This is a genomic window from Pseudomonas sp. NLJ1 (assembly GCF_049486705.1).
GTDB classification, from domain to species: domain Bacteria; phylum Pseudomonadota; class Gammaproteobacteria; order Pseudomonadales; family Pseudomonadaceae; genus Aquipseudomonas; species Aquipseudomonas inefficax.
The window spans coordinates 3,339,670-3,352,765 of the sequence record NZ_CP137735.1 but is presented as its reverse complement, the minus strand read 5'-3'; the positions used below and the strand labels follow the sequence as shown (position 1 = coordinate 3,352,765).

General features: G+C 60.7%; 11 protein-coding genes. 2 read left to right on the top strand and 9 right to left on the bottom strand.

Annotation, left to right across the window (positions count from 1 at the left end; translation table 11 throughout):
• Positions 1 to 123: 123 nt before the first annotated feature.
• Positions 124 to 885: an SDR family NAD(P)-dependent oxidoreductase gene (locus R9B85_RS15105; RefSeq protein WP_112254071.1), complete on the bottom strand. Its 762-nt coding sequence runs from the start codon at positions 883 to 885 to the stop codon at positions 124 to 126.
• Positions 886 to 907: 22 nt separating this feature from the next.
• On the bottom strand, positions 908 to 1,693 hold the full coding sequence (locus R9B85_RS15100) for a sulfite exporter TauE/SafE family protein (protein ID WP_112254070.1): 786 nt from the start codon (positions 1,691 to 1,693) through the stop codon (positions 908 to 910).
• A gap of 316 nt (positions 1,694 to 2,009) precedes the next feature.
• On the opposite strand from R9B85_RS15100, the gene R9B85_RS15095 reads away from it, so the two are divergent.
• Positions 2,010 to 3,404, top strand: a complete 1,395-nt coding sequence (locus R9B85_RS15095; RefSeq protein ID WP_112254069.1) for a PLP-dependent aminotransferase family protein — start codon at positions 2,010 to 2,012, stop codon at positions 3,402 to 3,404.
• A gap of 323 nt (positions 3,405 to 3,727) precedes the next feature.
• Here R9B85_RS15095 and R9B85_RS15090 read toward each other — a convergent pair whose 3' ends face one another.
• Positions 3,728 to 4,273, bottom strand: coding sequence for a single-stranded DNA-binding protein (locus tag R9B85_RS15090; RefSeq protein ID WP_003255446.1), 546 nt, complete (start codon positions 4,271 to 4,273; stop codon positions 3,728 to 3,730).
• A gap of 9 nt (positions 4,274 to 4,282) precedes the next feature.
• A complete protein-coding gene (locus tag R9B85_RS15085; protein ID WP_112254067.1) occupies positions 4,283 to 5,677 on the bottom strand; it encodes an MFS transporter in 1,395 nt (464 codons plus the stop codon).
• Positions 5,678 to 5,806: 129 nt separating this feature from the next.
• On the opposite strand from R9B85_RS15085, the gene uvrA reads away from it, so the two are divergent.
• Complete coding sequence (gene uvrA / locus R9B85_RS15080; RefSeq protein ID WP_166674209.1) at positions 5,807 to 8,641, top strand: excinuclease ABC subunit UvrA; 2,835 nt, start codon at positions 5,807 to 5,809, stop codon at positions 8,639 to 8,641.
• A gap of 135 nt (positions 8,642 to 8,776) precedes the next feature.
• Here the strand turns inward: uvrA and bfr are convergent, their stop codons facing one another.
• The 5 genes from bfr to rpsD form a co-directional block, all read right to left on the bottom strand.
• Positions 8,777 to 9,241, bottom strand: a complete 465-nt coding sequence (bfr, locus tag R9B85_RS15075) for a bacterioferritin (protein WP_003257116.1) — start codon at positions 9,239 to 9,241, stop codon at positions 8,777 to 8,779.
• Between the two features lie 163 nt (positions 9,242 to 9,404).
• Positions 9,405 to 10,844, bottom strand: a complete 1,440-nt coding sequence (locus R9B85_RS15070; RefSeq protein WP_215521455.1) for a catalase — start codon at positions 10,842 to 10,844, stop codon at positions 9,405 to 9,407.
• Positions 10,845 to 11,016: 172 nt separating this feature from the next.
• Positions 11,017 to 11,403: a 50S ribosomal protein L17 gene (rplQ, locus tag R9B85_RS15065; RefSeq protein ID WP_003255451.1), complete on the bottom strand. Its 387-nt coding sequence runs from the start codon at positions 11,401 to 11,403 to the stop codon at positions 11,017 to 11,019.
• Positions 11,404 to 11,445: 42 nt separating this feature from the next.
• On the bottom strand, positions 11,446 to 12,447 hold the full coding sequence (locus R9B85_RS15060) for a DNA-directed RNA polymerase subunit alpha (RefSeq protein ID WP_003255452.1): 1,002 nt from the start codon (positions 12,445 to 12,447) through the stop codon (positions 11,446 to 11,448).
• Between the two features lie 22 nt (positions 12,448 to 12,469).
• The gene (gene rpsD / locus R9B85_RS15055) at positions 12,470 to 13,090 is read right to left on the bottom strand and encodes a 30S ribosomal protein S4 (RefSeq protein ID WP_003257114.1); all 621 of its coding nucleotides are present in this window, start codon (positions 13,088 to 13,090) and stop codon (positions 12,470 to 12,472) included.
• Positions 13,091 to 13,096: the final 6 nt, after the last annotated feature.

Below are 13,096 nucleotides of genomic sequence, written 5' to 3'. Positions count from 1 at the left end.
TGCCTGATTCGCGGGTGAACCCGCTCCCACAGGTACTGCACATGCCCAAGCCGTCGCGCTTTCCTGTGGGAGCGGGTTCACCCGCGAACACCGGCAACGCCGGTGCCATCCACCACCGGCCGATCAGCAGCGCGGCAGGTTGCGCACCACGTTCAGCGCTGCACTGCTCTGGGCCACCGGCATGATTTCGATGGTATTGATGTTCACATGTGCCGGCTGTTCGGCAATCCAGGCCACCGTGGCCGCAATGTCCTCGGGCAGGATCGCTTGCACGTCCCGGTACAGGGCCTGCACGGCATCCAGATCACCGTTCAGGCGCACCACCGAGAAATCGGTGCCCGAGCACAGCCCCGGCTCGATATTGCTCACCCGCACGCGAGTGCCTGCCAGGTCGGCGCGCAGGTTGAGGCTGAACTGGCGGACAAAGGCCTTGCTGGCGCCATACACATTACCGCCCGGGTAGGGGTAGGTGCCGGCGATCGAGCCGATGTTGATGATCATGCCGCTGTCGGCTTCCACCATCTGCGGCAGGACCTTGTGGGTGACCATGGCCAGGCCGGTAATGTTGGTGTCGATCATCCGCTGCCAGTTTTCTGCGCTGCTGGCCTGGGCACGGTCTACGCCCAGCGCCAGCCCGGCGTTGTTGACCAGCAGGTCGATCTGCAGCGAAGCATCGCGGATTTGCCCGACTGCCGCCTCGAGCGACGCCGGGTCGGTCACATCGAGTGTCAGCGGAATGAAGTTGACGCCCAGTTCGGCTTCCAGCGCCTGCAACTTGTCCATGCGCCGGGCGCCACCGATCACGCGGTAGCCTTTGCCGATCAGGGTACGGCAGATGGCGCGGCCAAAGCCCGAGGAGGCGCCGGTTACGAATGCGGTTTTCATCAGTTTTCTCCTATGGATGGGGTCAGGCCAGGTACTTCACGCCCAGGCTGGTGAACAGGCAGAGCATCGAGAACACCAGCACCTTGCGTACCACTTCGTTGCCCTTGCGCAGGGCCAGGGCGCTGCCCAAGTGGTTGCCGAGGATGTTGCAGGCCACCAGCGGCAACGCCAGCAGGTAGACGACCTTGCCGGCCATGATGAAGGCCACCAGGGCGCCGATGTTGGATGCGAAGTTGAAGGTCTTGGAGTTGGCCGAGCTGGAGACCAGGTCCATGCGCAGCAGGTAATGGAAGGCGATGATGAACATGCTGCCGGTACCAGGGCCGAAGAAGCCGTCATAGAAGCCGATGGCCAGGCAGGTCAGCGGGACCACGGTGAACAGCATCCGCGATGACAGTTCGCGCTCCTCGACCGGGCGATCCTTGGGCGTGAGGAAGATGAGGATGCCCAGCGGGATCAGCGCCAGGATGATCTTGCCCACGGTTTCCTGGGAGATCGACACGATCAGGTGTGCGCCCAGGTAGGCACCGAGCAGCGAAAACGGCACGCCGACCAGCGCCACCTGCCAGACCATCTTGCTGTTGGCCAGGAAGTTGCGGATGGCCGCCAGGGTGCCAAGGGTACTGACCAGTTTTTCCTGGCCGAGCGCCATTTGCGGCGGCATGCCGACCAGCAGGAAGCCCGGCACCAGGAACAGCCCACCGCCCCCGGCGATGCTATCGACGAAGCCGGCGACGAAGGCGATCGCGCCCAACATGAAAAGTGCCAGCAACCAGTGCTCCGCCCAGAAAGCGCCTAACAGCTCCATAACGGTATTTCCCTTACCTTGGCGATTGAATCGATTCAATGATTGTATTTATAGAAATAACATCGATTCAATTGGTTTTTTTGCGCGATCACGCAGCCCATTTCAAATAAAGTCTTAACTTATTGGATCTAATGAATTTTCTGATAATTGTTTGACCGGGCGCTTCGAGATCAAGCGGTACAGATTGCGGAGCAGTACACCTACCTGGGGAACGTGGCCGATGTAATCAAGGTAATTTATGCACAGCGGCTGAGAATTACACCCCTCAGTCCTTTCATGCTAGGCTTCGGCGTTCTCGCAGATTCTGGTGCTTTCCATGTGGGTTCCTCACTACAGCGACCTGGCGCAGCCGGTCTACCTGATGATCGCCGATGCCTTGGAGCAAGACATTGGCAGCGGCCGGCTGGTGGCTGGCGAACGTTTGCCGACGCTCAAGGACTTGGCCGAATCCCTTGATGTGACCCCTGGCACCATTGGGCGAGCCTATGACGAAGCCGCCAAGCGCGGCTTGGTAGTGGGCGAAGTGGGCCGCGGTACCTTCGTACTGCCGCAACCACACTTGCAAAACCGTGCCCCGGTCATCCAGGCAAAACCCGTGGTTTCCGAGCACGCGAGCGACCAGATTGACCTGTCGATCATCAAGCCCAACGATGCCCACATGACCGACTGGCTGCGCGAAGCCATAATCGAGCTGGCTGCGTCGTCCGACCTGGCGCAGGTACTCGACTACGTCACCGATGGCGGCCATGCGACCCACAAGCAGGCCGGTGCCACCTGGATCCAGCGCTGGCTGCCCGAGGCGCGTTGGCAGCAGGTGGTGCTGACTTCCGGGGCCCAGCACGGCCTGCTGGTGGCCATCAGCAGCCTGTCGAAGAGCGACGATGTGGTGCTGTGCGAGTCGTTCTGCTACCCGGGCATCATCTCCCTGGCGCACAGCATGGGCCGCCGACTGCGCGGCGTGGCCATGGACGAGCACGGCCTGATTCCCGAGGCATTGCGCGCGGCGTGCCTGGAGCACCGCCCTTCCCTGCTGGTGTGCGTCACCACCCACCAGAACCCGACCAACTCGATCATGCCCCACGCACGACGCCAGGCCATCGCCGAGATCGCCCGCGAGTTCGACCTGTTCATCGTCGATGACGATATCTACGGTTTTCTCGAACCCGCACCGGCTTACCAGCCACTGGCGGCGTATGCGCCCGAGCGCTCGGTGTACCTCACCAGTCTGTCCAAAAGTGTGCTGCCGGCGCTGCGCATCGGCTATCTGTACGCCCCACCGCAAACCCTCTCGCGGCTGTCGTCGATGGTACGCAGCAGTGTCTGGATGCCGTCACCGTTGATGGCGCAGCTGGCCAGTAACCTGATCAACAGTGGCATGGCCGACCAGCTTGTGCGGGAACAACAGGAGGAGGCGGCCGCGCGCCAGCAAATGGCCCGGGAGATTCTTGGCAAGTACAAGATCCGCAGCCAGCCGAACAGCTTCCACATCTGGCTGGAATTGCCGGAGCCGTGGACCAGCGACGAGTTCGCCAACCTGGCACGCAACAACGGCGTCACGGTAGTCAGTGGCAGCCAGTTCCTGCCAGAACGCAGCCACGCCACCTGCGGCGTGCGCATCGCCTTGATGGCGCCCAAGCGCGAGGAACTGGGGTTTGCCTTGACCAAGTTGGCCAGCTTGCTTGATTCCCCGGAGCCGCGGTTGTTCTATTGAAGCGTTGGCTGATTGGACCCGCCCTCACAGGATTGCGCCATAGCAGAAACCCACGCAGCGCTGTGGGAGCGGGCACGCCCGCGAACACCGGCGTAGCCGGTGCCATCCATCGCGTCGCCTGCTTCGCGGGCTTGCCCGCTCCCACAGGGCACGTCCCATGAAAAAGCTTCATCACCAAATGCTGAAATTAGCAACCGGTGATGTACTCGCCGGGAGATGAGCACCTGGCAGCCCTCACCTCCTCTTCTGCATTCCCCACAAATGAAAAAACCCAGGGCAACTGCCCTGGGTTTCTGGTCCTGCTAGACGCTCAAACGCTCTGATCAGAACGGAATATCGTCATCGAAGCTGTCGAAGTCAGCCGCCGGCTGCGGGGCTGGCTGCTGCGGTGCCGGGCGCTGAGGAGCCTGCTGCGGGCGCTGGGCCTGCTGGCGTGGCGGAGCCTGGTTGTACTGTTGCTGCTGGCCGCCACCGTAGTTGCCGCCACCCTGGTTGTATGGGTCACCGCCCTGCTGCTGGCCCTGCGGACGACCGCCGAGCAGCTGCATGGTGCCATTGATGTCGACGATGATTTCGGTGGTGTAGCGCTTGATACCGTCTTTTTCCCACTCGCGGGTCTGCAGCTTGCCTTCGATGTAGCACTGCGAACCCTTGCGCAGGTATTCGCCGGCAATTTCGGCAACCTTGCCGAACAGCGACACACGGTGCCACTCGGTACGCTCGACCTTCTGGCCCGATTGCTTGTCGGTCCACTGCTCGCTGGTGGCCAGGCTCAGATTGGTCACGGCGTTACCGTTGGGCAGGTAGCGGACTTCGGGATCCTGGCCACAAGTGCCGACCAGAATGACTTTGTTAACCCCACGGGCCATAACGTTCTCCTAGGCTTCGCACGCCGAAGAGGCCGGGTTCACCAGGCGCTCGAGGGTCGTACGGTCCAAAATTTTCGTATCCAGTTTGATATAGATGGCAGCTTCTTCCGCCACCACGACGGCGTCGGTCACACCCGGCACGGCCATCAGGCGCTCGATCAGGCCGGCTTCCCGGACCGCCTCTGGCGTCAGCGGCATGCGCAGGCTGGTCACATAGGGCGGCTCGTTCATGCGCAAGGCGACGACCAACCAGATGGCACACAGTACCGCACAACCGAGGAACACCATGTTCAGCCCGCCGTGCTGGAACAACCAGCCACCGAGGATTCCTCCCAGGGCAGCGCCGAGGAACTGGCTGGTGGAGTAGACCCCCATTGCCGTCCCCTTGCCACCTGCAGGCGACACCTTGCTCACCAGCGAAGGCAGCGATGCCTCCAGCAGGTTGAATGCAGTAAAGAATACCACGGTGCCGATCACCAGTCCGCGCAAACCGTCAGCCCACTGCCAGAAGAACACCTCCACCAGCAGCAACACACTGACCGCCCCGGCCAGCACGCGTTTCATCTTGCGCTTTTTTTCGCCATAGATGATGAATGGGACCATTGCAAAAAATGAGATGAACAACGCGGTCAGGTACACCCACCAGTGCTGTTCCTTCGGCAGGCCGCCGCGCTCGACGAAGGCCAGTGGCAATGCAACGAAGCTGGCCATGAGGATGGCGTGGAGGATGAAAATACCCACGTCCAGGCGCAGAAGGTCCGGATGGCGCAGGGTCGGGCCGATGGCCTGGCGCGCCACACCTGACTCGCGGTGCTGCAGAATGCTGTGGGCATTGGGCACGACAAAGGCGATCAGCAGGATGCCGACCAGGGCAAGTCCTGCCGTGGCGAGGAACAATCCTGACAACCCGAAGGCGCTGGTCAACAATGGGCCGACGACCATGGCGACAGCAAACGACAGGCCGATGCTCATGCCGATCATGGCCATGGCCTTGGTCCGGTGCTGCTCGCGAGTGAGGTCGGACAGCAGCGCCATGACCGCAGCGGAAATCGCCCCGGCGCCCTGCAGGATACGCCCGGCAATCACCCCCCAGATGGAGTCGGCCTGGGCCGCCAATACGCTGCCCAGGGCAAAGATGACCAGCCCCAGGTAGATCACCGGCCGGCGGCCGATGCGATCGGAAATCATCCCGAACGGGATCTGCAATACGGCCTGGGTCAGGCCATAGGCGCCAATGGCCAGGCCGATCAGCGCTGGCGTGGCACCGGCCAGGTCCATGCCGTAGGTAGCCAGCACCGGCAAGACCATGAACATGCCCAGCATACGAAAGGCAAAGACCAGGGCCAGGCCGCCAGCGGCGCGGGTTTCGCCGCCACTCATGCGCTCGTTGTGGGTGTCGTGCATGGATTAACCTCGTGTGAACCGGCGGCGATTCTATCAGTCCGACAGCTTGACGGCATCTACGCGACGCTTTGCCGCGTACTGGCAGGGGGCCGTATAATTCTTTGTTTATGCCCGCCAAGCGAGGCCGCAGTGGACAAGATCCTGATTCGTGGGGCACGCACCCACAACCTGAAGAACATCGACCTGACCCTGCCCCGGGACAAGCTGATCGTGATCACCGGCCTGTCCGGTTCCGGCAAGTCGTCCCTGGCGTTCGACACCCTGTACGCCGAAGGCCAGCGTCGCTATGTGGAATCGCTGTCGGCCTACGCCCGGCAGTTCCTGTCGATGATGGAAAAGCCCGACGTCGATACCATCGAAGGCCTGTCGCCAGCCATTTCCATCGAGCAGAAGTCGACCTCGCACAACCCCCGCTCCACGGTCGGCACCATCACCGAAATCTACGACTACCTGCGCCTGCTGTATGCCCGCGTCGGCACCCCACGCTGCCCGGACCACGATATCCCGCTGGAGGCGCAAACGATCAGCCAGATGGTCGACCTGGTACTCGAGCGACCGGAAGGCAGCAAGCTGATGCTGCTGGCGCCGGTGGTACGCGAGCGCAAGGGCGAGCACCTGGCGGTATTCGACGAGCTGCGCGCCCAGGGCTTCGTGCGCGCCCGGGTCAACGGCAAGCTCTACGAGCTCGACGAACTACCCAAGCTGGACAAGCAAAAAAAACACAGCATCGATGTGGTGGTGGACCGTTTCAAGGTCCGCGCCGACTTGCAACAACGCCTGGCCGAGTCGTTCGAGACCGCGCTCAAGCTGGCCGACGGCATCGCCCTGGTGGCACCGATGGATGACGAGCAAGGCGAAGAGACGATCTTCTCCGCGCGCTTTGCCTGCCCGGTCTGTGGCCATGCCATCAGCGAGCTGGAGCCGAAGCTGTTCTCCTTCAACAACCCCGCCGGCGCCTGCCCGACCTGCGACGGCCTGGGAGTGAAGCAGTTCTTCGACACCAAGCGCCTGGTCAATACCGAGCTCACCCTGGCCGAAGGCGCGATCCGCGGCTGGGACCGACGCAACGTGTACTACTTCCAGATGCTCGGTTCACTGGCCGCGCATTACGGCTTCAGCCTCGAGGAACCATTCGGCCAACTGTCGGCCGAGCACCAGAAGGTGATCCTGCAGGGCAGCGGCAAGCAGAGCGTCGACTTCAAGTACCTGAACGACCGAGGCGACATCGTCAAGCGCTCGCACCCGTTCGAAGGCATCGTGCCGAACCTGGAGCGTCGCTACCGCGAGACCGAGTCAGCCACCGTGCGCGAAGAACTGGCCAAGTTCCTCGGCACCCAGCCCTGCCCGGATTGCCGCGGCACCCGCCTGCGCCGTGAGGCAAGGCATGTGTGGGTGGGCGAAAAAACGCTGCCGGCAGTGACCAACCTGCCGATCGGTGAAGCCAGCAACTACTTCGGCAAGCTGACCCTGACCGGTCGCCGTGGCGAGATTGCGGCGAAGATCCTCAAGGAAATCTGCGAGCGCCTGCAGTTTCTGGTCAACGTCGGTCTCGACTATCTCACCCTCGACCGCAGCGCCGACACCCTGTCCGGTGGTGAAGCACAACGTATCCGCCTGGCCAGCCAGATCGGCGCCGGCCTGGTAGGGGTGATGTACATCCTCGATGAACCGTCCATCGGCCTTCATCAGCGCGACAACGACCGCCTGCTGGCCACCCTCAACCACCTGCGCGACCTGGGCAATACGGTGATCGTGGTAGAACACGATGAGGACGCCATCCGCTTGGCCGACTACGTGGTGGACATCGGCCCTGGGGCCGGCGTGCACGGCGGGCAGATCGTCGCCGAGGGGTCGCCGCAGGAGGTCATGGACCACCCCGACTCGCTGACCGGCAAGTACCTGTCCGGGCGCAAGAAGATCGTCGTGCCGGCCAAGCGCACGCCGCGCAACAAGAAGCTGCAACTCAAGCTGAAGGGCGCGCGAGGCAACAACCTGCAAAACGTCGATCTGGAAGTCCCGATCGGCCTGCTGACCTGCGTGACCGGGGTGTCCGGCTCGGGCAAGTCGACGCTTATCAACAACACCCTGTTCCCACTGGCCGCCACCGCCCTGAATGGTGCAAGCAGCCTGGAAGCGGCGCCGCATGCCAGCATGGATGGCCTGCAGCACCTGGACAAGGTGGTGGATATCGACCAGAGCCCGATCGGCCGCACCCCTCGCTCGAACCCGGCGACCTACACCGGCATCTTCACGCCGATCCGCGAACTGTTCTCCGGTGTGCCGGAGTCGCGTTCACGCGGCTATGGTCCGGGGCGTTTCTCGTTCAACGTCAAGGGTGGCCGTTGCGAAGCCTGCCAGGGCGATGGCCTGATCAAGGTGGAGATGCACTTCCTGCCGGACATCTACGTGCCGTGCGATGTGTGCAAGAGCAAGCGTTACAACCGCGAAACCCTGGAGATCAAGTACAAGGGCAAGAACATCCACGAGGTGCTGGAGATGACCATCGAGGATGCCCGCGAGTTCTTCGACGCCGTGCCGGCGCTGGCGCGCAAGCTGCAGACGTTGATGGATGTGGGGCTGTCCTACATCAAGCTGGGGCAGTCGGCGACCACCCTGTCGGGCGGTGAGGCACAGCGGGTGAAACTGTCGCGTGAACTGTCCAAACGTGACACCGGCAAGACCTTGTACATCCTCGACGAACCGACCACGGGTCTGCACTTTGCCGATATCCAGCAGTTGCTGGACGTACTGCATCGCCTGCGTGATCACGGCAATACGGTGGTGGTGATCGAGCACAACCTGGATGTGATCAAGACCGCGGACTGGCTGGTGGATCTGGGGCCGGAGGGTGGCTCGAAAGGTGGGCAGATCATTGCCTGCGGTACGCCGGAAGAACTGAGCGAGATGAAGCAGTCCTATACCGGGCATTACCTGAAACCGCTGCTGGAGCGGGATCGGGCTTAACAGTAATGGGGGCTGGTTTGCAGCCCTATCGCGACACAAGGCCGCTCCTACAAGCGATCGCGCAAATCCAAATATTTGCGATCGCCTGTAGGAGCGGCCTTGTGTCGCGATAGGGGCGCAAAGCGCCCCCAACATTTACATCTGCGATTGCAGGTAGTTTTCCAGGCCAATTGCCTTGATCAACCCCTGCTGCTTCTCCAGCCAGTAGGTGTGATCTTCTTCGGTATCAGCCAACTGAGCGCGCAGGATGTCGCGGCTGATGTAGTCCTTGTGCAGCTCGCACAGCTCAATGCCTTTGCACAGCGCGCCGCGTACCTTGTACTCGAGCTTGAGGTCGGCCTCGATCATTTCCGGCACGGTGCTGCCCACTTCCAGGTCGTCCGCGCGCATGTCAGGGGTGCCTTCGAGCATGAGGATGCGACGCATCAGAGCATCGGCATGCTGCGTCTCTTCTTCCATTTCATGGTTGATGCGCTCGTAGAGCTTGGACAGGCCCCAGTCTTCGTACATACGCGAGTGAATGAAGTACTGGTCGCGCGCCGCCAGTTCGCCCTTCAGCAGCGTAACGAGGTAGTTGATTACGTCCGGGTGACCTTGCATCGCCCTGCTTCTCCATGTGAAAACGTCTATGCCACATAGTGTGAACCAGCTTTTGCCTGCGGTCACTGAGAACCGCGCAATAAGAAGCAAAAAAACGGTTAAACAGTAGTGATATTCATTGAAAAACCGCCCAAATGAGGGCGGTTCTTCTTATCACTTCGACTTAGGCGAGATTGATGCCCAAAGCCTTGGCAACCCCTTCGCCATAAGCCGGATCGGCCTTGAAGAAGTATTGCAGCTGACGCTGAATCACGTCTTCGCTTACGCCTGCCATGGTGCCGGCAATATTGCTTATCAGCAGGGCTTTCTGCTCATCATTCATCAGCCGGAACAGCGCGCCGGCGTGGCTGTAGTAGTCGGTGTCCTCGCGATGGTCGTAGCGGTCTGCGGAACCCTTCAGGGCCAGTGCGGGCTCGGCATGGCGTGGCGACTGCTTCGGTGCATCGCTGTAGCTGTTAGGCTCATAGTTCGGCGCGCTACCGTAACTGCCGGTAGCCATGGAACCATCACGCTGATAGCTGTTGACCGGGCAACGTGGCGCGTTGACTGGCAGCTGCTGGTGGTTGGTACCGACCCGATAGCGGTGCGCATCTGCGTAGGCGAATACCCGCCCTTGCAGCATGCGGTCTGGCGACAGGCCGACGCCCGGCACCATGTTGCTCGGGCCAAACGCGGCCTGCTCTACCTCTGCAAAGTAGTTGAGCGGGTTACGGTTGAGTTCCAGCACGCCCACTTCAATCAGCGGGTAGTCCTTCTGCGACCAGGTCTTGGTCACGTCAAACGGGTTCTCGTCGCGGCTGGCGGCCTCGGCCTCGCTCATCACTTGAATGCATACGGTCCAGCGTGGGTAATCGCCTCGCTCGATGGCTTCGAACAGGTCACGCTGGGCGTAGTCCGGGTCAGTACCTGCCAGGCGTGCGGCTTCTGCCGGTGCGAGGTTCTTGATGCCTTGCTGGGTCTTGAAGTGCCATTTGACCCAGGTGCGCTCACCTTTGGCATTGATCAGGCTGTAGGTATGGCTACCGAAGCCGTGCATGTGGCGGTAACCGTCCGGGATGCCGCGATCGGAGAACAGAATGGTCACCTGGTGCAGCGCCTCGGGAGAGTGCGACCAGAAGTCCCACATCATCTGGGCGTTCTTCAGGTTCGATTGCGGATGACGCTTCTGCGTATGGATAAAGTCTGGGAATTTCAGCGGGTCGCGGATGAAGAACACAGGCGTGTTGTTGCCGACGATGTCCCAGTTGCCTTCCTCGGTGTAGAACTTGACGGCAAAACCACGAGGATCGCGCTCGGTATCAGCGGAGCCACGCTCGCCACCAACGGTGGAGAAACGCAGGAAGGTTTCGGTCTGCTTGCCAACCTGTTCAAACAACTTGGCACTGGTGTAACCGGTGATATCGCGGGTAACGGTAAAGGTGCCGTAGGCACCCGAGCCTTTTGCGTGTACGCGGCGCTCAGGAATGTTCTCGCGGTTGAAATGGGCGAGCTTCTCGATCAGGTGGAAGTCGTCGAGCAGCAGCGGGCCGCGCGGGCCGGCGGAACGGGAATTCTGGTTGTCTGCTACGGGTGCACCGCTGGCGGTGGTGAGAATCTTGCTCATGGGCTCTCCTTATCGGTCTTCAAGCGCCGGCTAATCGGCTATGGAGAGAGTATTGACGAGCAAGGTTACAAGAACAAATGCATTACATGACTTGTATCAATAGAAATAAACAATGTACCTAGATACAAAAAACCGGGCACTAGGCCCGGTTCTCTGTAGCAGACAGAACGTCTTACTCAGCAGCTTCTACAGCACCGCCGACCGGACGATCAACCAGCTCGACGTACGCCATAGGGGCGTTGTCGCCAGCGCGGAAACCGCACTTCAGGATGCGCAGGTAGCCGCCCTGACGGGTGGCGTAACGCTTGCCCAGGTCGTTGAACAGCTTGCCAACAGCGGACTTCGAACGGGTACGATCGAAGGCCAGACGACGGTTAGCTACGCTGTCTTCCTTGGCCAGGGTGATCAGCGGCTCGGCAACGCGGCGCAGTTCCTTGGCTTTCGGCAGGGTGGTTTTGATCAGCTCGTGCTCGATCAGCGACACTGCCATGTTCTGGAACATAGCCTTGCGGTGAGAGCTGGTGCGGCTCAGGTGACGTCCACTTTTACGATGACGCATGATTCATTCCTTACCAAACACTACGTTCGGTGATTACGACGATCAGGCGGTCGCCTTGTCGTCTTTCTTAAGACTTGCAGGCGGCCAGTTGTCGAGGCGCATGCCGAGAGACAGACCACGAGAGGCCAGGACGTCCTTGATTTCAGTCAGGGACTTCTTGCCCAGGTTAGGAGTCTTCAACAGCTCTACTTCGGTACGCTGAATCAGGTCGCCGATGTAGTAGATGTTCTCCGCCTTGAGGCAGTTGGCCGAACGTACAGTCAGTTCCAGGTCGTCAACCGGACGCAGCAGGATCGGATCGATCTCGTCTTCCTGCTCGACTACGACAGGCTCGCTGTCACCTTTGAGGTCGACGAACGCGGCCAGCTGCTGTTGCAGGATGGTCGCAGCGCGGCGGATAGCCTCTTCAGGATCCAGGGTGCCGTTGGTTTCCAGATCAATGACCAGCTTGTCCAGGTTGGTACGCTGTTCAACACGGGCGTTCTCGACCACATAGGCGATACGACGCACCGGGCTGAACGAAGCGTCCAACTGCAGACGGCCAATGCTACGGCTTTCGTCTTCGTCGGTTTGACGGGAGTCGGCCGGCTCGTAACCACGACCACGAGCTACGGTGAGCTTCATGTTCAGGGCGCCGTTCGACGCCAGGTTCGCGATTACGTGATCGGGGTTGACGATCTCGACATCGTGATCCAGCTGAATATCGGCAGCGGTAACCACCCCCGAACCCTTTTTCGACAAGGTCAGCGTAACTTCGTCACGACCGTGCAGTTTGATAGCCAGGCCTTTCAGGTTCAACAGGATTTCAATGACGTCTTCCTGAACACCTTCGATCGCGGAGTACTCATGGAGTACGCCGTCGATCTCGGCCTCGACTACTGCACAGCCAGGCATGGAGGACAACAGGATGCGGCGCAGCGCGTTGCCCAGGGTATGGCCGAAACCACGCTCGAGAGGCTCGAGCGTGATCTTGGCGCGGGTCGGACTGACTACCTGCACATCAATGTGGCGGGGAGTCAGGAACTCATTTACCGAAATCTGCATGGATGCACCTATTTTCTAGCCCTTACTTGGAGTAGAGCTCGACAATCAGGTTCTCGTTGATGTCGGCAGACAGGTCGCTGCGAGCAGGAACGTTCTTGAAAACGCCCGACTTTTTAGCAGCATCCACGTCAACCCACTCAACGCGGCCACGCTGGGCGCACAGTTCAAGGGCTTGAACAATGCGCAGCTGGTTCAGCGACTTCTCACGAACCGCGACCACGTCACCCGGACGAACTTGGTAGGATGGAATGTTTACAGTCTTACCGTTGACGCTGATCGCTTTGTGCGAAACCAGCTGACGGGACTCGGAACGAGTCGAGCCGAAGCCCATACGGTAGACGACGTTATCCAGACGGCACTCGAGCAGTTGCAGCAGGTTCTCACCGGTTGCGCCTTTTTTCGAGGCTGCAGCCTGGTAGTAACCGCGGAACTGACGCTCCAGAACACCGTAGATACGACGAACTTTTTGCTTCTCGCGCAGCTGGGTACCGTAGTCGGACTGACGGCCACGGCGCTGGCCGTGGATACCTGGGGCTGCTTCGATGTTGCACTTCGATTCCAGAGCGCGAACGCCGCTCTTCAGGAACAGGTCAGTGCCTTCACGACGAGACAGTTTGCATTTTGGACCAATGTAACGTGCCATTTATCT

Coding starts and splice junctions, on each gene's coding strand:
- bfr (WP_003257116.1), bottom strand. CDS start 9,241: ATGCAAGGTCACCCGGACGTAATCAACTACCTCGTTACGCTGCTGAAG.
- rplQ (WP_003255451.1), bottom strand. CDS start 11,403: ATGCGTCATCGTAAAAGTGGACGTCACCTGAGCCGCACCAGCTCTCAC.
- R9B85_RS15105 (WP_112254071.1), bottom strand. CDS start 885: ATGAAAACCGCATTCGTAACCGGCGCCTCCTCGGGCTTTGGCCGCGCC.
- R9B85_RS15100 (WP_112254070.1), bottom strand. CDS start 1,693: ATGGAGCTGTTAGGCGCTTTCTGGGCGGAGCACTGGTTGCTGGCACTT.
- R9B85_RS15085 (WP_112254067.1), bottom strand. CDS start 5,677: ATGCACGACACCCACAACGAGCGCATGAGTGGCGGCGAAACCCGCGCC.
- R9B85_RS15070 (WP_215521455.1), bottom strand. CDS start 10,844: ATGAGCAAGATTCTCACCACCGCCAGCGGTGCACCCGTAGCAGACAAC.
- R9B85_RS15095 (WP_112254069.1), top strand. CDS start 2,010: ATGTGGGTTCCTCACTACAGCGACCTGGCGCAGCCGGTCTACCTGATG.
- rpsD (WP_003257114.1), bottom strand. CDS start 13,090: ATGGCACGTTACATTGGTCCAAAATGCAAACTGTCTCGTCGTGAAGGC.
- R9B85_RS15090 (WP_003255446.1), bottom strand. CDS start 4,273: ATGGCCCGTGGGGTTAACAAAGTCATTCTGGTCGGCACTTGTGGCCAG.
- R9B85_RS15060 (WP_003255452.1), bottom strand. CDS start 12,447: ATGCAGATTTCGGTAAATGAGTTCCTGACTCCCCGCCACATTGATGTG.